We start from the raw sequence: 17,231 nt of genomic DNA, 5'->3' as shown, positions 1-17,231 counted from the left end.
CATTTGATGCGCAACAAGCGGTGCGATCGGGCGAGGCGGCGTGTCGATTTGCAGCAGTGCGGCGCGGCGGGCGCGTGTGTGCGCCTGAGCCGCCACACGCGCAGAAAACGCGTCGCCGCAAGCGGGTTAACACCCGATTCGCGGGCAGCGCGCGCAGCGTCGCTTGGCGTTAGACTGGCAGGGCATCATGCTAAAACAGTTGCGTGTCTCGCGGCCCGGCGTCGTCCAGTCGGGCGGTGCGTGAGCAGTAGCGCTGAAGCGGGCGCGCAGCGGCACAACAACGAGGTGACAGTATGAGCTTCAGACTCTCCGCCGTTTCAGTTGTTGCTTCTCTCGCATGCGCGCTCGCGCCCGGCATGCTCGTGCCGGCGGCTCACGCCGCCACGCCGATCACGGTCACGTCCCAATCCGCCCTCGACGGCCCGATCCGCTACACGGTGCGCGTCACGTCGAAACAGTTCGGTAATTCGCAGGAAACGCGCACGATCCGCTCCGGCGAATCGGACGACTTCACGTGGAAGACCGTGCCGCCGGGTGGTCCGGTTCCCGCGACGGATGCGTGCCCGAACTACGCGTCGCTGCCGATCGACACCAACGGCGCGATGATCAGGCAGACGCAAATCCGGTTCGCGCCAGTCGTCGGCGGCGACGGCACGGCGACCGTGCAATTGAGCTTCCAGGCGCAGACGCCGAAGGGCGTGAAAACCGTGACGAGCGGCGGCAAAACGCTCAAGTGTCCGAACGACGTGACCGTCAGTCAGATCGTGCGATTCACGATGCCGGTCAATGGCAGCACGAAAACGCTCACGCTCAGCGACGGCACGGAAGTCGCGATCAGCGCGAAGCGTTGAGTCAGGCGTGTGATTGAGGGCACAGCGGCGGGTCGGAGCGCGGCTCAGCGCCGCGCCGCGGCCCGCTCGACCAGCCGCGCCGACAGAAAGCGGTGCTCCGCCGAAAAGAGCCGCCGGTACGTGAGCAGCACCGCGCCCACCGTCCCCAGGGCCGACGACGCGGCGATCAGGAACATGATCACGATCTGATAGCGCACCGCCTGCAACGGCGACTGCCCGGCCAGCACCTGGCCGGTCATCATGCCGGGCAGGCTCACCACGCCGACCACGGCCATCTGATTGAGCGTCGGCATCATGCCCGCGCGCACGGCTTGGCGCGCCGGCGCCTGCGCCGCTTCCCAGCGTGTCGCGCCTAGCGCGAGCGCCATGTCGACGCGGTCGCGCCGAGCGGTCAATTCCTCGGTCATCCGTTCGATGCCGAGCGACACGCCGGTCAGCGTATTGCCGAGGATCATGCCGAGAATCGGAATCGCATACTGCGGCTCGTACCACGGGTGAATGCGGATCACGACGAACAGCCCGACCGCGGCCACCAGCCACGAACTGACCCAGATCGACAGCACACTGTCCGCGCGTTGTCCGCGATACGTGCGGTTGCCGCGCTGCGCGCCCGCGAAGCCGGCGATCAGCGTCATCACGATCATCAGCGGCAGCACCACGTACCAGCGGTCGTAACGGAACACCCAGCCGAGCACGTAGCCGATCGCCAGCAACTGCACGACGGTGCGCACGGCGGCCCACGCCAGCTTGCGCTCGAGATCGAGCTTGAGCGCCACCGACACGGCACCGTTCACGACGATCAGCAGCGCCGCAATCGCGACATCCCACAGACTCAGGTTTTGCAATGTCATTGGCCGAACTCCTGGTGATCCTGATGCGCGGGCGGTAGCTCGCGATGCGCGGTTTCGTCGAGCACGCCGGCGCGCATGGTCAGATGCCGCGCGCTCATGCGCGTGGCTTGCGCCGGATCGTGGGACACCCAGATCGACGCATGACGCCCGGGATCGGCGTCGAACCATGCGTGCACCAGACCTTCGATCGCATGCGACGACTCCGGGTCGAGCGACGCGGTGGGTTCGTCGAGCAACAGAACCTCGGGCGCGAGTTGCAGCACGCGAATCAGCGCGGCGATCTGCGCCTCGCCGCCGGACAACTCGCTCGAGCGCTTGTCGAGAAAGTCGTCGCCGCGGCCGGCCTGAGCGGCGAGGCTCGCCGCGCGCGCGCGATCGAAACGCACGTCGTGATACGTGCGCAACTCGAACGGATAGCGCAGATTGTCTTCGACGCTGCCGTCGAGCAGCGCGGGCCGTTGCCGGATATACGCGACGTTGCGCCGGTAGCGCGGAATAGCGGTGCGCTCCACCGGCGCGCCATGCCACATGATGCGTCCCGCATCGAGCGGATCGAGCAGCGCAAGGGCGCGCAGGAACACGCTCTTGCCCGAGCCGGACGGCCCGGTGATGGCGACGCGGTCGCCCGCGTGCAACACGAAGGTGGTCGGCTGCAGTAGCGTCTGGCCGCGCACGGCATCGCGCCGGACGATGCCGTCGGCGAGGACGAAGGGAACATCGGTCATGAGTGAATTTGTAATGGGGGATGCGTAAGGTCGAAGCTCGCTGCGACCTGCGTGTGCAACATGATAAAGCGGCAGAGGCATAGCGCTTGCCAGCCACGGATCGGGCACGCAACGTGCTGGACGGTGCTCAACGTAGAAAAAAATAGCGGAGCTTCTCAATGGCAGTGTCGAGCACGATCGGAAGGCGGATCGGAAAAATCATCGCATGGCTGCTGGCGATCATCGTCATTCTGATTGTCGCGCTGGCCATTTTCATCATGACCTTCGACTGGAACCGGGCAAGACCCTATATCAACGACAAGGTCACGCAAGCCATCGGCAGGCCATTCGCCATCAACGGCGATCTGAAGGTCGGCTGGCGGCATCCGGTCGGCGAGACCGGCTGGCGAGGCTGGGTGCCCTGGCCGCGTTTCTCGGCGGCCAATATCACCGTGGGCAATCCGGACTGGACCAAGCAGCCGCAGTTCGCCACGCTCGACGAGATCGACTTCCAGGTCAAGGTGCTGCCGCTGCTCGCGCACGATATCGTGATTCCCACGATCAACCTCGTGAATCCTTCGGTCGATCTGGAGCGCGTGCTCGACGGCCGCAACAATTGGACCTTCAAACTGGCGTCATCCAGCGGGCCTTCCGAATGGAAGCTCGATCTGCACGATATCGCCTTTGCCAAGGGCAATATCGCGCTATCCGATCAGCAGAAGAAGGTCGATTTGCAGATGGCGATCGACACGCTCGGCCAGCCGATTCCGATCGGCGAAGCGATGAAGCAGCAGGAAGCGGCGTCGCGCAGTTCCTCGGCGCAGACAATCGGCAAGTCGGGTGCCAACAAGCTGACGCAGCAGGCGAATGCGCAGGCGGCGTCGGAGGCTGCGGCGGCGTCCGCGGCGGCAGCCTCAGGCGCGTCGTCGACGGATATCACCGCGTCCGGTACGACGGCGGCCACGGGCGCTTCGGGCGGGCTAGTCGCGGGCGGCTCGAAGGGCGCCAGCCAGGCCGTCGCCGCGGGCGCGAGCGGGGCAGTCGTGGCGTCCGCGCCGGCATCGGCTTCGGGCGGCGGGGCACAAGCTCAGGCCGGCGCGAAGCAGGAGATTCCGCCGTACGCCATCGGCTGGACCGTCAAAGGGACTTACAACAAGACGCCGGTGTCGGGCAGCGGTAAGGTCGGCGGCGTGCTGGCGTTGCAGGACGCGAACCGGCCGTTCCCGGTGCAGGCCGATGTGAAGGCGGGCGATCTGCATGTCGGCCTCGTCGGCACGATCACCGATCCCGCGCATCTCGCGGCGGTCGATCTGCGCCTCTGGCTGCAAGGCAACAGCATGGCGCGCCTCTATTCGCTGACCGGCGTGACCTTGCCCGACACGCCGCCGTATGCGACCGAGGGGCGGCTCGTCGGCCAGTTCAAGTCCACCGGCAACGTCTTCAAGTATGAAAATTTTACAGGCCGGGTCGGCGGCAGCGATATCAACGGCTCGCTGACATATACGGCGCGTGAACCGCGTCCGCTGTTGCAGGGCGAACTGGTTTCGCATCTGCTGCAGTTCTCCGATCTGGCGCCGGTGATCGGCGCGGATTCGAACGCGAGCAAAGCCAAGCGCGGTGATGCGACGGCGCAGCCGTCCAGCAAGGCGTTGCCGGTCGAGCAGTTCCGCACCGACCGCTGGAAGGCGATCGACGCCGACGTGAAATTCACTGGCCGGCGCATCGTCAAGGACGTGAATCTGCCTATCACGGACCTGTACACGCACGTCGTGATGACCGACGGTGTGCTCTCGCTGGAACCGTTGAAGTTCGGCGTGGCCGGCGGCACGCTCGCTTCGGATATTCATCTGGACGGCAGCGCGACACCGCTCAAAGGACGCTTCGCGACGTCGGCGCGGCATCTGAAGCTCAAGCAGTTGTTCCCGAACTTCAAGACGATGCAGAACGCGCTCGGTGAAATCAACGGCGACGCCGCGCTCACCGCGACGGGCAATTCGCCGGCGGCGCTCGCGGCATCGTCGAACGGCGAGGTCAAGGCGCTGGTGACGGACGGCACGGTGAGCCGCCTGCTGATGGAAGCGGCCGGGCTGAACGTGGCGAACGTGGTGTATGAAAAGCTGTTCGGCAATCGCGACGTGAAGATCAACTGCGCGGCCGCCGATTTTGTCGCGACCAACGGCGTGCTCGAGTCACGCGTCTTCGCGCTCGATACGGACGACGCCGTGATCGATATCGACGGCAACGTGAACATGCGTGACGAATCGTTGGATCTCGGCGTGCATCCGCATACCAAGGGTTTCAGGGTGTTCTCGCTGCGCTCGCCGCTCTATGTGAAAGGCACCTTCAAGGATCCGCACGTGGGCGTGAACGCGGCCGCGCTGGCGTTGCGCGGCGGCGCGGCGGTCGGCCTCGGTTTGCTCAATCCGTTCGCGGCGCTGATTCCGCTGCTCGCGCCGAGCAACAACAAGCCGTTGCCGTGCACGCAGTTGCTGGCCCAGGTCCGGCAGGCGCCGACTGCGCCGCCGCCGGGCACGAAGCAGCAGCCCAAGTCCGCCATTTCTCTGGATGGCGCGCCAGTGAACAAGTCTTCTGGCGGCGCTTCGTCGCCGGCTGCGACGGACAAGAAAAAGCCGGCGGTGATGTCGCCTGCCAGCGCGGCTGAATACAAGGGGAGTTGATGATGCCTTTCATCCTGCCTGCGGACTGGCTGAACTGGAGCTTCGGCGGCGGCCTGTCCTTGATTCTTTTGTGGCTCATCAGCGTGCCGCCCGGTGGCGACCACATCGATGACATCACGATGAAATGAGAAGGCGAAATGAGGCAAGGCGAGCGCTGAACGCGCGCGCGAACACATCACCTGAGATGACACGCCGAATCAAGGAAAGGTGATGACGCAACGCCGCCTGACGAGCTTTGCCAACAGACGGTGTTGCGAGTGTGAAGGTCTACCGTAAAGCTAAAGGTCTACCTGAGCGAGCGCGGCGCGGCGTCTCCGGCAGCATCCTGCCGACGCACCCCACGACGGGCGCCGCCAATGCGAGTCGCGCCGAATTCCGTCAGGATCTTGCCGCGAGCGCGGCTGGCGAACACCAGAAAGCCGAAACCGTCCGCCTCATACCAGTAGCCGCCGTTCTCGAGGCCGTCGAGCGGTTGCTCCAGCGCATTGGTAATCGATTCGATACAGCGACGTCGCAACTCCGCAGGTGCAGGATAGGGCGGTTGCGCGCCACGCACACTACACAGCAGCACATCGAGCCCTGGCAGCACATGTGCATAAAGGACAGGCTCGTCTTGCGCGCGAGCGCGCGCAATCTTGGTGTCAAGCTGGCCGAACGGCTTGAAATGCCGTAGTACCGCGAGGAACGACTCATCGCCGTCCACCTTCGCGCGTCTACGCTTTTTCGGGAAGGACATAAAAATTCGCCTGAAAAAGAATTGCAAGAAACGCAGCGTCCTCATGCGACCACTCCCGGCTTCGCGCGCCGCACGTCGATCTTTTATAGCATACGACAAGGCCGGATTCACGGTGATTCGACGATTACGCCGCCCCACCGCCTCCCGCACGAATCATGCCGAACCGCCTCGCCGCGCGCTTTCGCTTCCCAGCACATCTGTCTCCATCATAGACGCACGAGGCGCTGAAAAATCATCTCATACCAATAAAAAAGTCATTTTTGTGTGGACGAGCGCATCCTGCCGCTACGTTGAAATATCTCGAGTTCACGTCGATAATGGCCCGTCCGGCTGCACTGCGCCGAGCTCGCCGATCCGGCACCGCAAAGTCCCGCCAGGGCGGCGCGGCGTGGCCGGTCATGCGAACCGCCGCGGCTTGAGTGACCGCTTGAGTGACTCTTTGCGACCCTTCGGGCGAACATGAAACTATTCACCAAGGGTCTGCTGCTGATTGCAGTGCCGAGCGTGGTCGAGCTGGCGCTTCTCGGCGTCGTCTTCGATACCCAGGAGCAGACAGCGCAGGCCGCGCAGTGGGTCACCAACAGCAAGCAGATCCTCTATCAGTCGTCGGCCATCGTCGATCCGTTGCTGCGTCAGGCGGCGCGGGTTCGCACGGCTATGGTCATCGGTGATGCGTCGCTGATCGACCGCCATACGGTGTGGGTCGATCTGGGCGACCGGCTGTCGAATCTCGAGGTGCTGGTCGCCGGCACGCCGCAGCAGGTCGAGCGTGTGCACAAGATGCAGCGGGCGATCGACGCGTATCGCGCGCAGACTGTCGCGATCTCACAGTCGCTGCATGCGGGGCATCGCCCGAATTCGTTTGCCGCGCTGGAGACCGGCGCGTTGCCGCAGCAGATCGCGGTGTTTCGCGACGAGCTCGCCGCGTTCGGCGACGAGGCATCGCGGCTCGACGCCGAGCGCTCGGCCGCGCTCGCGCGGCGGCGGGACCGCCAGCAGTACGCGCTGATCGGCGCCGTGCTCGGCTCGATGCTGATCTGGGCGGCCACCGCGGTGGTCTTTGCGCGCAGCATCGGCCGGCGGCTGGAAGTGTTGACCGAAAACGCCGAGCGTTTGGGCAGCGGACGCACGCTCGCGCCGCCGCTGTCGGGTAGGGACGAGATTGCCGCGCTCGACACCGTGCTGCATCAGACGGGCGCGCGCCTGCGTGAGGCCGACGCCGAGCAGGCCATGCTGAAAACGCGGCTCGAAGCGCGCGCGCAGGAATTGGCGGGCGTCAACGAGGAACTGCGTCAGGAGACGCAAGATAATGAAATGTTCATCTACAGCGTGTCGCACGATCTGCGCTCGCCGTTGGTGAATCTGCAAGGTTTCTCGAAGGAGTTGCAGGTCTCGTGCGACGAGCTGGACAGCGTCGTCGCGGCGGCAAAATTGCCGGAGGCCGAGCATCGGCGCATGGCGCATATTCTCGACGGCGAGGTGCGCGAGTCCTTGCAATATTTGCGCGCGGCAGTGACGCGGGCCGCCGCGATCATCGACGCGCTGCTGCGCATCTCGCGCGCCGGCCGGCTCGAGTACCAGTGGCAACGTGTGAGCGTCGGGCGCGTGGTGGGACGGGTGGTCGACGCGCTGCAGGGCGCGATCGGGCAGCATGCGGCCGTGGTGACCGTGCGCGACTTGCCACCGGCATGGGGCGACCCGGGCGCGATCGAGCAGATTTTCAGCAACCTGATCGGCAATGCGTTGAATTATCTCGACCCGGCGCGCAATGGGCGTATCGAAGTCGGCGCGCTGGAACCCGAACCGGTCGAGCCGGGCGAGGCGGGCGAACCGCGCGCGGTGCGCATGCGCACGTATTATGTGCGCGACAATGGCCTCGGCATTCCGGCCGCGTATATGTCGAAAGTGTTCCGGGCATTTCAGCGCCTGCACGGCGACGTCGCTAGTGGCGACGGCATTGGCCTCGCGGTGGTGCGTCGCACGGTGGAGCGGCATGGGGGACGCGTGTGGGTCGAGTCGGCGGAAGGCGCGGGGTCGACGTTTTTTGTGGTGTTGCCGGAACAGCCCGCGCGTCTCTGAACAAGAGCGGGTAGACGCGGGAGCGGCGCGGATCTTCACAAGTGGCAGGCATCAACCAATCGTTCAGCACGGAGAGCATATGAGTCACGGGGAAACGGTCAGCATCGTACTGATCGAAGACGACGACGGCCACGCCACGCTCGTCGAGCGCAATCTGCGCCGTGCCGGCATTTCGAACGGTTTCGTGCGCTTTCGCGACGGCCAGCAGGCACTCGATTATTTTTTCGGTCCAACGCCGTCCCCGGCGGACGCCGCCGCGAGTTCCGCGGCCGATCCCGCTGACAGCGCTGTACCCGCGCGCGAAGATTTGATGAATTTCGTCGTGCTGCTCGATCTGAAAATGCCGCGGGTGGACGGCTTCGAAGTCTTGCGGCGTCTGAAAGAGTCGCCGCAAACCGCCGCCGTGCCGGTGATCGTCCTGACCACGACCGACGACCCGCGCGAAATCGCGCGCTGCTACGAACTCGGCTGCAATGTCTACATCACCAAGCCGGTCGAGTACGATGCGTTCATCGAAGCCGTGCGGCGCCTCGGGTTTTTCCTGCAGGTGGTCAAGCTGCCCTCGGGGCATCGTCTCGCGGCGCCGTGATGGAAGGTTCGCATGAAGCCGGCCGAAAGCCGCTCGTGACAAGATAGACCACTTGAAGACCCTAGCCAGAGAAGACTCCGCATGACCGAAGAAGTGTCCACGCAGCCTGCCGCGTACGTGCTGGTCGTCGATGACGACGAAGGCATCCTGCGGCTCGCGCGCAAGTCGCTCGAGCGCGCGGGCTGCCGGGTCGCGATCTGCGCCGGCGTCGAAGCGGCCCGTGAGCGGCTTGCGGGCGGCGGTCCCGACTTGCTGGTGCTCGACTATCAACTGAGCGGGCCCGAGACCGGCCTGGACTTCTTTCGCCGTTTGCGCACGGAAGGCGTGCGGATTCCCGCCATCCTCGTGACGGGTTTCACCGACGAATCGCGAGTGATTGAAGCGCTGCGCGCTGGCGTGTCCGATGTGGTGCCGAAATCCGGCGATTACCTCGATTACCTTCCTGAAGCCGTCGAACGGGTGCTCTCGCAAGTGCGCCTGCAGCGCGCATCGGACGAAGCCTTGCTGCTGCGCGATCGCGAGCAGCATTACCGCACCTTGTCGGAGGCCTTGCCGCACCTCGTCATGACCTGCAACGCCACGGGCGACTGCGATTTTCTGTCGAAGCAGTGGTACGACTATACGGGCCTCGCTGAAAGCTGTTCGTACGGTCTCGCCTGGCTCGACGCCGTGCATCCGGACGACCGCGAAGAGGTTCGCCGTAGCTGGCTGAAGGCGGTGTCGGACAAAGTCGGCGACTACCGGCACGAGTTGCGGATTCGCCGGCACGACGGCGAATACCGCTGGTTCGACGTCCGCGTGGTGGCGATGCGCGACGCCGAAGGCAACGTCAGCAAATGGTTCGGCAGTTGCACGGACATTCATTCGCAGCGCGAGGCGAACGAGGAGCGCGAACGGCTGCTGGCGTCGGAGCAGGCCGCCCGCCAGACCGCCGAAGAAGCCAATCGCGCCAAGGACCGCTTTCTGGCCATGCTGTCGCACGAATTGCGCACGCCGCTCACGCCAGTGCTGGCCGGCGCCAGCGTGCTGGAGATGATCCCAGATCTGCCCGATCAGGCGCGCGCGAGCGTGCGCATGATCCGCCGTAACGTCGAACTCGAAGCGCGGCTGATCGACGACCTGCTCGATCTCACGCGCGTGGCGAACGGCAAGTTGCGGCTGTCGCTCGAAACCGTCGACGTGCACGAGGTGATAGACAGCGTGCTCGAACTGTTTCGCAGCGAGATTCAGGTCAAGCAGCAGGACGTGCACGTCCGTAAGGGCGCCCAGCACCATTACGTGCTGGCCGATCGCGCGCGGTTGCAGCAGATGCTGTGGAACCTGATTCGCAATGCCGCCAAGTTCACGCCGGACGGCGGCCATATTTATGTGCGCACCCGCGACGAACGCATGCATGTGCAGATATCGGTCGAAGACACGGGGATCGGCATCGAGCCGAAGCAGATCGGCAAGCTCTTCAACGCGTTCGAGCAGGGCAATCAGAACATGACGCGGCAGTTCGGCGGCCTCGGCCTCGGACTCGCGATCACGAAAGCATTGACCGACGTGCACGGCGGCACGGTGACCGCGCAGAGCCCTGGCGCGCACTGCGGCGCAACCTTCACGATCACCTTGCCGACTGCCGCTGCGCCTGAGGTGACGTCACCGGTCGTGGTGCCGGACGAAGTGCATTCGGCCGGTCTGCTGAACATCCTGCTGATCGAAGACCATTTGGACACCGCCGAGGTCATGGAGCAACTGATTCGCAGCCTTGGCCATGAGGTCACGACCGTGGGCCGGGTCGACGACGCGTTGGCCGCGACTCAATCGCAGACCTTCGATCTGATCGTCAGCGATGTCGGTTTGCCCGACGGCACCGGCCTCGACTTCATCAAGGCGTTCCGCGAGCACTCGGACGCGCCCGCGGTCGCGTTGACCGGCTTCGGCACCGACGAAGACGTGCGTCGCTGCCTGAGCGCCGGCTTCACTTCGCACCTGACCAAGCCTGTCAACTTCGGCCAGCTCGAGACGATGATCGAAGGCGCGGTCAGTCAGAAGGAGCAGAAGGACGCTTGAGCGTGTGCCGCCGGCATCGGCGCTCGGTAAGGAAAAAGGCCTGTTGCGAGGGAATCGCAACAGGCCTTTTGCTTGCGGCTTGTGGCTGGCTCCGGCTGAGACGCCGGCATGCTCAACGCGGTGAGTTCTTCAACGAATCGCGGATTTCACGCAGCAGCAGCACGTCTTCCGGTGTCGGCGGCGGTTCTGCCGGTGCGGCTTCAGCCGGCTTGCGCAGATTGTTGATGAACTTGACCATCAGGAAAATGATGAACGCGAGGATCAGGAAGTTGATCAGCACGGTGATGAACGAGCCATAACCGAACACGGCAACACCCGCCGTTTGCAAGTCTTTATACGACTCGGGACTGCCCTTGAAGCTAGGTGGAATTGCACCGAGCCGAACGAACTTATTGGAGAAATCGAGGCCGCCGGTGGCAAGCCCGACAACCGGCATGATCAGGTCTTTAACAATTGAATTGACGATGGTGGAGAAGGCGCCGCCGATAATCACACCGACCGCGAGATCCATCACGTTGCCCTTGAGGGCAAATTCCTTGAATTCCTTGACCATGCTCATAGAGGTTCCTCCCAGAAGTCGATATTCGAATGATACCAACCTGAGATTGATAGGCTAGTCTTTTGCCGGGGAATGCGAGGATTGTTTTTTATTGAGGAAACAGTGACTCGCTATGTCGCGCGTGGTCTATATGCGTGGCAAATGTGACCGGGTCGGTATTGGTGCCGCACAGCAGAACACCCACGCGTTTGCCTTGCAACTGTTCGCGCAGCGGGCCGAGCAAGCCGGCGGTAGCCGCGGCGCAGGCCGGCTCGACCGCAAGCTTCAGTTGTCCGAACAAGGTCAACATGGCCGCGCGTAACTGGTCGTCGGAAACCGTGACGAGCTGATCGATATGACGGCGGCACAATTCGTAGCTGTATTCCTCGGTATGCGGCGACATGAGCGAGTCGGCAATGCCGTGCATCTGGCGCATCTTGACCGTGTGATTGGCGGCGAAACTCTTGCCCATGACATCCGCGCCTTCGGGTTCCACGCCATATACATGCACGTTCGGATTCGCGAGCCGCATGGCGGTCGCCACACCCGCCGCGAGGCCGCCGCCGCCGATCGGCACGATCACCGCTTCGAGATCCGGCGTTTGCGTGGCCCACTCGTAGCCGAGCGTGGCCGAACCCAGCACCGTGCGATAGCCGTTGAACGGATGCACGAAATAGCGGCCTTCTTCAGCCTCGATACGGCGCACCAGTTCGAATGCCTCGGCAATGTCTTGCGCGAACACGATCTCGGCGCGGTATTGCCGGCACAGCGCTACGCGCGCCGGATTGGCCGCGTGAAACAGCACGACCTTGGCGCTGATGCCGAGGCGCATGGCCGCATACGCGACCGCCACCGCATGATTGCCGCCCGACACGCAAGTGACGCCCGCGCTGCGTTGCGCTTCGTCCAGTGCGAGCAGATTGGTGAACGCGCCGCGCGCCTTGAAGCTGCCGCCCGCCTGCAACAGCTCGAACTTGAAGTTCACCACCGTGCCTTCCAGCGACGGAAAGTCCGCCCTGTCGAACACCGGCGTTCGCGTCACCCACGGCGTCAACGCAAAGTGCTGTGCGGCGATGTCGTCGAGCGTGGGGATCGGCTCCCCGTCGATCGTATGGTCGGTGTGTTGCGGCGTGGCGGTGGACATGGCGTGGGCGTGCTTGGGTCGGTATGGGTAAGACTCTTTCTACGCGCGTCAGTTTCAGCGCGCGTGCGCGTCGACCGACATGCTGTGAATGAATTTGTGCAGGAAACGCTCGCACGCCACCAGTTGATCCAGCGCGACGAATTCGTTGGGCTTGTGCGCCTGCTGAATGTCGCCAGGTCCGCATACGATGCTCGGAATGCCCGCCAGCGAGAAGAGGCCGGCTTCCGTGCCGTAGGCGACCTTGCGCCTGTCCTGATCGGCGGTCAGCGCGCGCACCAGTTGCGTGATGGCGGCTTGTTCAGACGAATCGAGTCCGGGCGCCGCGGCGATCTTCGTAATCTCGATCGCCGCCGATGGATGCTCGCGCAACATTTTCGGCAGCAGCGTTTCGCGTGCGTATTGATCGACGCGCGCAAAGATCGGTTCGGGATCGAGCGTGGGCAGGTTGCGGAATTCGAACTGGAATTTGCATTCGGCCGGCACGGTATTGATCGCATTGCCGCCCACGATCGTGCTGGTTTGCGCGGTGGTGAAGGGCACGTCGTACAGTTCGTCGAACGGGCCCTGCTCGCGGAACTGGTCGGCCATATCGCGGATGTAGCAGATCAGCCGCGCGGCGTATTCGATCGCGTTCAAACCCTTCGGCGTAAGCGACGAATGCGCCGCCTGACCGCGCACACAGCACTGGTAAGCATTGATGCCTTTGTGCGCCACGATCGGCCGCATGCTGGTCGGCTCGCCAACGATGCAGCCGTCCGGCTTCACGCCGCGCTTTATCAGGTCGGCAATCAGGAGCGGCGCGCCCGCGCAGCCCACTTCCTCGTCGAACGACAGGGCAAAGTGAATCGGCTTGGCGAGTTTGGTGCGCTGCATCTCCGGCACGAGCGTCAGCGCCGCGCCGATGAAGCCTTTCATGTCGCAGGTGCCGCGGCCGTACAGCTTGTCGCCGCGAATTTCCGGCTTGAACGGATCGCTGTCCCATTGCTGGCCGTCCACGGGTACGACGTCGGTGTGGCCCGACAGCACCACGCCGCCGTTCGTTTCGCCGTCGTGTGCGGGAATCGTCGCGAACAGGTTGGCCCATTTGCCGCTTTCGTCGTGCGTGAGCGTGGCCTGAATACCGACGGCACGCAACTCGTCGCGCACGGTTTCGATCAGGCCGAGATTCGGATTGCGGCTGACCGTGTCCATCGACACGAGACGGGTGACCCACGGGAGCGAGACAGGCGAGGAGGAAGTCGAAGCGGAGGCGGGCGATTGCGAAGACTGCGCTGATTCAGCGACATGAGACATGACAAGACTCCGGCATTTAAGTCTTTCGATCATACCCAAAAAAAAGCCGTCCGTATGCTGCGGCGCGCGTTGCGCACCGCAGCATGAACGAAAAAACGCTAGACGTCCCGCGTTTTTTTAACGCCGCGCCAACGCCGCATTAGCGCCGCGCGGTCGACGAACTCATCGCGCAGCAGCGCTGGCCGCGGTGCCGCGGCTCGGCGTGCCGAGCGCACGCAAGGTTTCCTTGACCGTGGCGACACGCACCGCGAGATCCGGGCTGCGCGTTTCGATACGCAGCTTGTCCTGGCCCGCGAGCTTGATGTGCTTGTGCTTCTGCACCATCTCGATGATCCGCATCGCGTCGATCGGCGGATTGGGGATGAACTGCAAGCCGATCACCGCTTCGCCGGCGTCGATCTTCGAAATACCCAGCGGCTTCGCCGCCAGCCGCAGACGATGCGTCTCCACCAGCGCATGCGCTTGCGGCGGCAACTTGCCGAAGCGGTCGATCAGTTCCTCCTGAATGCCGTCGATCGAATCGTTGTGTTCGCAATTAGCCAGCCGCTTGTAGAGCGACAGACGCTCCTGCACATCGCCGCAATAGTCCGCCGGGAGAATCGCCGGCGCGTGCAGGTTGATCTCGGTGGTCGCGGCGAGCGGTGCGGTGAGGTCGGGCTCCTTGCCTTCCTTGAGCGCCTTCACGGCGTCGTTCAGCATGTCGGTGTAGAGCTGGAAGCCGATCTCGTGAATCTCGCCCGACTGTTTGTCGCCGAGCACTTCGCCCGTGCCGCGAATCTCGAGGTCGTGCATGGCCAGATAGAAGCCTGAACCGAGTTCTTCCATCTGCTGGATCGCTTCGAGGCGGCGTTGCGCCTGTTTGGTCAGCCCTTGCGGATCGTGGACCAGCAGATACGAATACGCCTGGTGATGCGAACGGCCTACACGGCCACGCAACTGATGCAATTGCGCGAGACCGAACTTGTCGGAGCGATGAATCAGGATCGTATTGGCGCTCGGCACGTCGATACCGGTTTCGATAATCGTCGTGCACAGCAACACGTTGGCGCGCTGCGCAACGAAGTCGCGCATCACGCGTTCGAGTTCGCGTTCATGCATCTGTCCGTGCGCGACCGCGATACGCGCTTCGGGCACCAACGTTTCGAGCATCTGCCGGCGATTTTCGATCGTCTCGACTTCGTTGTGCAGGAAGTAGACCTGGCCGCCACGCTTTAACTCGCGCAGCATGGCTTCGCGAATCACGCTGTCCTCTTCGCGCCGCACGAAGGTTTTGATCGCGAGGCGCTTTTGCGGCGCGGTGGCGATCACGGAGAAATCGCGCAGGCCTTCGAGCGCCATGCCGAGCGTACGCGGGATCGGCGTGGCGGTGAGCGTGAGCACGTCCACTTCGGCGCGCAAGGCCTTCAAGGCCTCTTTCTGACGCACGCCGAAACGATGTTCCTCGTCGATGATCACGAGTCCCAGCCGCTTGAACTGCACGTCGGACGAGAGCAGCTTGTGCGTGCCGATTACGATATCGACACTGCCGTCGTTGATCTGCTGGATCGCCGCGCTGACTTCCTTGGTCGACTTGAAGCGCGACAGTTCGGCGATCCGCACCGGCCAATCTGAGAAGCGGTCGCTGAAGGTTTGCGTGTGCTGTTCGGCGAGCAGCGTGGTGGGCGAGAGCAGGGCAACCTGCTTGCCGCCCATTACCGCGATGAACGCCGCACGCAGTGCCACTTCGGTCTTGCCGAAGCCGACGTCGCCGCACACGAGGCGATCCATCGGCTTGCCGCTCGTCATGTCACCGATTACGGCCGCGATCGCGGCGGCCTGGTCGGGCGTTTCCTCGAAGCCGAAACTCTCCGCGAACTTCACATAGTCTTTCGGTTCGAGCGCGAACGCATGGCCCGAGCGGGCGGCGCGGCGCGCGTAGAGATTCAGCAGTTCGGCCGCGGTGTCGCGGATCTGCTGCGCGGCCTTGCGTTTGGCTTTTTCCCACTGGCCTGAGCCGAGCGAGTGCAGCGGCGCGCTTTCTGGATCGGCGCCGCTATAGCGCGAGATCACGTGCAACTGCGCGACCGGCACGTAGAGCTTGCTGTCGCCCGCGTATTCGAGGTGCAGGAACTCGGTCTCGCCTTCGCCGAGATCCATGGTCACGAGTCCCATATAGCGGCCGATGCCGTGCTGCGAATGCACGACCGGATCGCCCACTTTGAGCTCGGACAGATCGCGCACCATCGAATCGACGTTGCTCGCCTGTTCCTGACGGCGGCGCCCCGAGCGACGCGCGAGCGGACCATACAGCTCGGTTTCGGTGATGATCGCGATGCCGTCGACCGGCACGGCAAAACCGTTGGCGAGCGGCGAGACGCCCAATGAAAAGCGCTCGTCGCTCGTGAGCCAGTCCTGGAAGCTGTCGCTCGATACCGGTCGCAGATGATTGTCGGCGAGCAACTGCAACAGCGTTTCGCGCCGGCCCGCCGATTCGGTGGCGAACAGCACGCGATTCGGCGTGGTGTCGAGATACGCGCGCAAGGCTGCGACCGGATCTTCCGCATGACGGTCGATCGCGAGATTCGGCAACGGCGTCGACCAGCCGCCGCCGGCGTTGGCGGGCAGCGAGAGCCGCGCGAAGGGTTTGGCGAGCGTGAAGAAGTCTTCGTCCGACAGGAACAGGCGCTGCGGCTCCAGAATCGGCCGGTCGCGGTCGTGCGAGAGGAAGTTGTAGCGCTGCTTCGTGTCGTTGGTGAAGCGCCGGATCGCCGCCTCGAGATCGCCGACGAACGCCAGTTGCGCGCCTTCGGGCAGGTAATGGAACAGCGTGGCCGTGTCGTCGAAGAAGAGCGGCAGATAGTATTCGATGCCCGCGGACGGCACGCTGTTGCCGATGTCCTTGTAGATCGACGCGCGGCTCGGGTCGCCCTCGAAGGTCTCGCGCCAGCGGCTGCGGAAAGCGGTGCGGGCGGCTTCATCGAAGGGAAATTCGCGGCCCGGCAAGAGGCGCACGTCTTTCACCGGGTACAGGCTGCGCTGCGTGTCCGGGTCGAACGCGCGGATCGAGTCGACCTGGTCGTCGAACAGGTCGATCCGGTAGGGCAAGGGCGAGCCCATCGGATAGAGATCGAGCAGCGAGCCGCGTACGCAGTATTCGCCCGGACGCACCACCTGGCTTACGTGTTCGTAGCCGGCCAGGGTCAACTGCGCCTTGAGCTTCGCTTCGTCGAGGCGCTCGCCTTGCGAGAAGGAGAACGTGTACGCCGCCAGGAACGAGGCGGGCGGCATGCGGTACAGCGCCGTGGTGGCGGGCACCAGCAGGATGTCGCAGCGGCCTTCGCCGAGATCGTGCAGCGTGGCGAGGCGCTCCGAGACCAGATCCTGATGCGGTGAAAAGGTATCGTAAGGGAGCGTTTCCCAGTCTGGCAGCAGGCGCACGCGCGCCTCGGGCGCGAAAAAGCCGATTTCTTGTGCCAAACGCTGCGCATCGACGGCGCTTTCGCACACGACCGCCAGCAGCGGCACCTTCTCGCGATAGGCGAGATGGTAGCGGGCGATCAGCAGCGCGTCGGACGAGCCGTGCGTGCCGTCGAAGGCGAAACGCTGGCCGGCCTTGACGAGCGCGACGGGCGGGGAGTACTGCGATGATGCGGCGATGTCTGGCATAGATGAGAAAAAGCGGCCTCAGGCTCACACGTGACCGGCAAGTTTACGCGTGTCGGGGCGTGGATGCG

Annotated in this window: 13 protein-coding genes; 6 read left to right on the top strand and 7 right to left on the bottom strand. The window is 64.0% G+C overall.

The genetic code is table 11. The features are described from left to right. Nucleotides 1-293 precede the first annotated feature (293 nt). The gene (locus P0D80_RS22225; protein ID WP_132374746.1) at nucleotides 294-851 is read left to right on the top strand and encodes a DUF6013 family protein; all 558 of its coding nucleotides are present in this window, start codon (nucleotides 294-296) and stop codon (nucleotides 849-851) included. A 44-nt stretch (nucleotides 852-895) separates the two neighbouring features. On the opposite strand, the gene P0D80_RS22220 is transcribed toward P0D80_RS22225, so the two are convergent. Continuing rightward, complete coding sequence (locus P0D80_RS22220; protein ID WP_408286736.1) at nucleotides 896-1,702, bottom strand: ABC transporter permease; 807 nt, start codon at nucleotides 1,700-1,702, stop codon at nucleotides 896-898. Continuing rightward, nucleotides 1,699-2,427 (bottom strand): ABC transporter ATP-binding protein, encoded by a 729-nt coding sequence (locus P0D80_RS22215; RefSeq protein WP_408286734.1) that lies wholly within the window; start codon nucleotides 2,425-2,427, stop codon nucleotides 1,699-1,701. The genes P0D80_RS22220 and P0D80_RS22215 overlap by 4 nt, the downstream gene beginning before the upstream one ends. Nucleotides 2,428-2,585: 158 nt before the next feature. Between P0D80_RS22215 and P0D80_RS22210 the strand changes: the two genes are divergently transcribed. Continuing rightward, nucleotides 2,586-5,084: an AsmA family protein gene (locus P0D80_RS22210; protein ID WP_408286732.1), complete on the top strand. Its 2,499-nt coding sequence runs from the start codon at nucleotides 2,586-2,588 to the stop codon at nucleotides 5,082-5,084. A 2-nt stretch (nucleotides 5,085-5,086) separates the two neighbouring features. Continuing rightward, nucleotides 5,087-5,212: a hypothetical protein gene (locus P0D80_RS22205; RefSeq protein ID WP_408175528.1), complete on the top strand. Its 126-nt coding sequence runs from the start codon at nucleotides 5,087-5,089 to the stop codon at nucleotides 5,210-5,212. A 158-nt stretch (nucleotides 5,213-5,370) separates the two neighbouring features. Here the strand turns inward: P0D80_RS22205 and P0D80_RS22200 are convergent, their stop codons facing one another. After that, nucleotides 5,371-5,865 carry a hypothetical protein gene (locus P0D80_RS22200; RefSeq protein ID WP_091794435.1) on the bottom strand — a complete coding sequence of 165 codons (495 nt, stop codon included), beginning with the start codon at nucleotides 5,863-5,865 and terminating at the stop codon, nucleotides 5,371-5,373. A 414-nt stretch (nucleotides 5,866-6,279) separates the two neighbouring features. Here P0D80_RS22200 and P0D80_RS22195 point away from each other — a divergent pair, with 414 nt between their 5' ends. From P0D80_RS22195 to P0D80_RS22185, 3 genes are all read left to right on the top strand, one after another. Beyond that, nucleotides 6,280-7,899 (top strand): sensor histidine kinase, encoded by a 1,620-nt coding sequence (locus P0D80_RS22195; protein ID WP_408286730.1) that lies wholly within the window; start codon nucleotides 6,280-6,282, stop codon nucleotides 7,897-7,899. A 79-nt stretch (nucleotides 7,900-7,978) separates the two neighbouring features. Next, nucleotides 7,979-8,488 (top strand): response regulator, encoded by a 510-nt coding sequence (locus tag P0D80_RS22190; protein ID WP_408175526.1) that lies wholly within the window; start codon nucleotides 7,979-7,981, stop codon nucleotides 8,486-8,488. 81 nt (nucleotides 8,489-8,569) lie between these two features. Beyond that, nucleotides 8,570-10,543: a hybrid sensor histidine kinase/response regulator gene (locus P0D80_RS22185; RefSeq protein ID WP_408286728.1), complete on the top strand. Its 1,974-nt coding sequence runs from the start codon at nucleotides 8,570-8,572 to the stop codon at nucleotides 10,541-10,543. Nucleotides 10,544-10,655: 112 nt separating this feature from the next. Here the strand turns inward: P0D80_RS22185 and mscL are convergent, their stop codons facing one another. The 4 genes from mscL to mfd form a co-directional block, all read right to left on the bottom strand. Then, nucleotides 10,656-11,102, bottom strand: a complete 447-nt coding sequence (mscL, locus tag P0D80_RS22180) for a large conductance mechanosensitive channel protein MscL (RefSeq protein WP_310812031.1) — start codon at nucleotides 11,100-11,102, stop codon at nucleotides 10,656-10,658. An 88-nt stretch (nucleotides 11,103-11,190) separates the two neighbouring features. Next, nucleotides 11,191-12,225 (bottom strand): threonine/serine dehydratase family protein, encoded by a 1,035-nt coding sequence (locus tag P0D80_RS22175; protein WP_408175522.1) that lies wholly within the window; start codon nucleotides 12,223-12,225, stop codon nucleotides 11,191-11,193. A 54-nt stretch (nucleotides 12,226-12,279) separates the two neighbouring features. Next, nucleotides 12,280-13,518 carry an acetylornithine deacetylase gene (gene argE, locus P0D80_RS22170; RefSeq protein ID WP_408286726.1) on the bottom strand — a complete coding sequence of 413 codons (1,239 nt, stop codon included), beginning with the start codon at nucleotides 13,516-13,518 and terminating at the stop codon, nucleotides 12,280-12,282. 162 nt (nucleotides 13,519-13,680) lie between these two features. Next, a complete protein-coding gene (gene mfd, locus P0D80_RS22165) occupies nucleotides 13,681-17,163 on the bottom strand; it encodes a transcription-repair coupling factor (RefSeq protein WP_408175519.1) in 3,483 nt (1,160 codons plus the stop codon). Nucleotides 17,164-17,231 lie beyond the last annotated feature (68 nt).

The organism is Paraburkholderia sp. RL17-373-BIF-A (assembly GCF_046030175.1).
In the GTDB taxonomy this organism is placed as follows: domain Bacteria; phylum Pseudomonadota; class Gammaproteobacteria; order Burkholderiales; family Burkholderiaceae; genus Paraburkholderia.
The sequence above is the reverse complement of the archived record's forward strand: the minus strand, read 5'-3'. Positions and strand labels throughout refer to the sequence as shown.

What these genes read in the sequence shown, in the direction of transcription:
- P0D80_RS22225 (WP_132374746.1), top strand. Translation starts at nt 294, where the DNA reads ATGAGCTTCAGACTCTCCGCCGTTTCAGTTGTTGCTTCTCTCGCATGC.
- P0D80_RS22220 (WP_408286736.1), bottom strand. Translation starts at nt 1,702, where the DNA reads ATGACATTGCAAAACCTGAGTCTGTGGGATGTCGCGATTGCGGCGCTG.
- P0D80_RS22215 (WP_408286734.1), bottom strand. Translation starts at nt 2,427, where the DNA reads ATGACCGATGTTCCCTTCGTCCTCGCCGACGGCATCGTCCGGCGCGAT.
- P0D80_RS22210 (WP_408286732.1), top strand. Translation starts at nt 2,586, where the DNA reads ATGGCAGTGTCGAGCACGATCGGAAGGCGGATCGGAAAAATCATCGCA.
- P0D80_RS22205 (WP_408175528.1), top strand. Translation starts at nt 5,087, where the DNA reads ATGCCTTTCATCCTGCCTGCGGACTGGCTGAACTGGAGCTTCGGCGGC.
- P0D80_RS22200 (WP_091794435.1), bottom strand. Translation starts at nt 5,865, where the DNA reads ATGAGGACGCTGCGTTTCTTGCAATTCTTTTTCAGGCGAATTTTTATG.
- P0D80_RS22195 (WP_408286730.1), top strand. Translation starts at nt 6,280, where the DNA reads ATGAAACTATTCACCAAGGGTCTGCTGCTGATTGCAGTGCCGAGCGTG.
- P0D80_RS22190 (WP_408175526.1), top strand. Translation starts at nt 7,979, where the DNA reads ATGAGTCACGGGGAAACGGTCAGCATCGTACTGATCGAAGACGACGAC.
- P0D80_RS22185 (WP_408286728.1), top strand. Translation starts at nt 8,570, where the DNA reads ATGACCGAAGAAGTGTCCACGCAGCCTGCCGCGTACGTGCTGGTCGTC.
- mscL (WP_310812031.1), bottom strand. Translation starts at nt 11,102, where the DNA reads ATGAGCATGGTCAAGGAATTCAAGGAATTTGCCCTCAAGGGCAACGTG.
- P0D80_RS22175 (WP_408175522.1), bottom strand. Translation starts at nt 12,225, where the DNA reads ATGTCCACCGCCACGCCGCAACACACCGACCATACGATCGACGGGGAG.
- argE (WP_408286726.1), bottom strand. Translation starts at nt 13,518, where the DNA reads ATGTCTCATGTCGCTGAATCAGCGCAGTCTTCGCAATCGCCCGCCTCC.
- mfd (WP_408175519.1), bottom strand. Translation starts at nt 17,163, where the DNA reads ATGCCAGACATCGCCGCATCATCGCAGTACTCCCCGCCCGTCGCGCTC.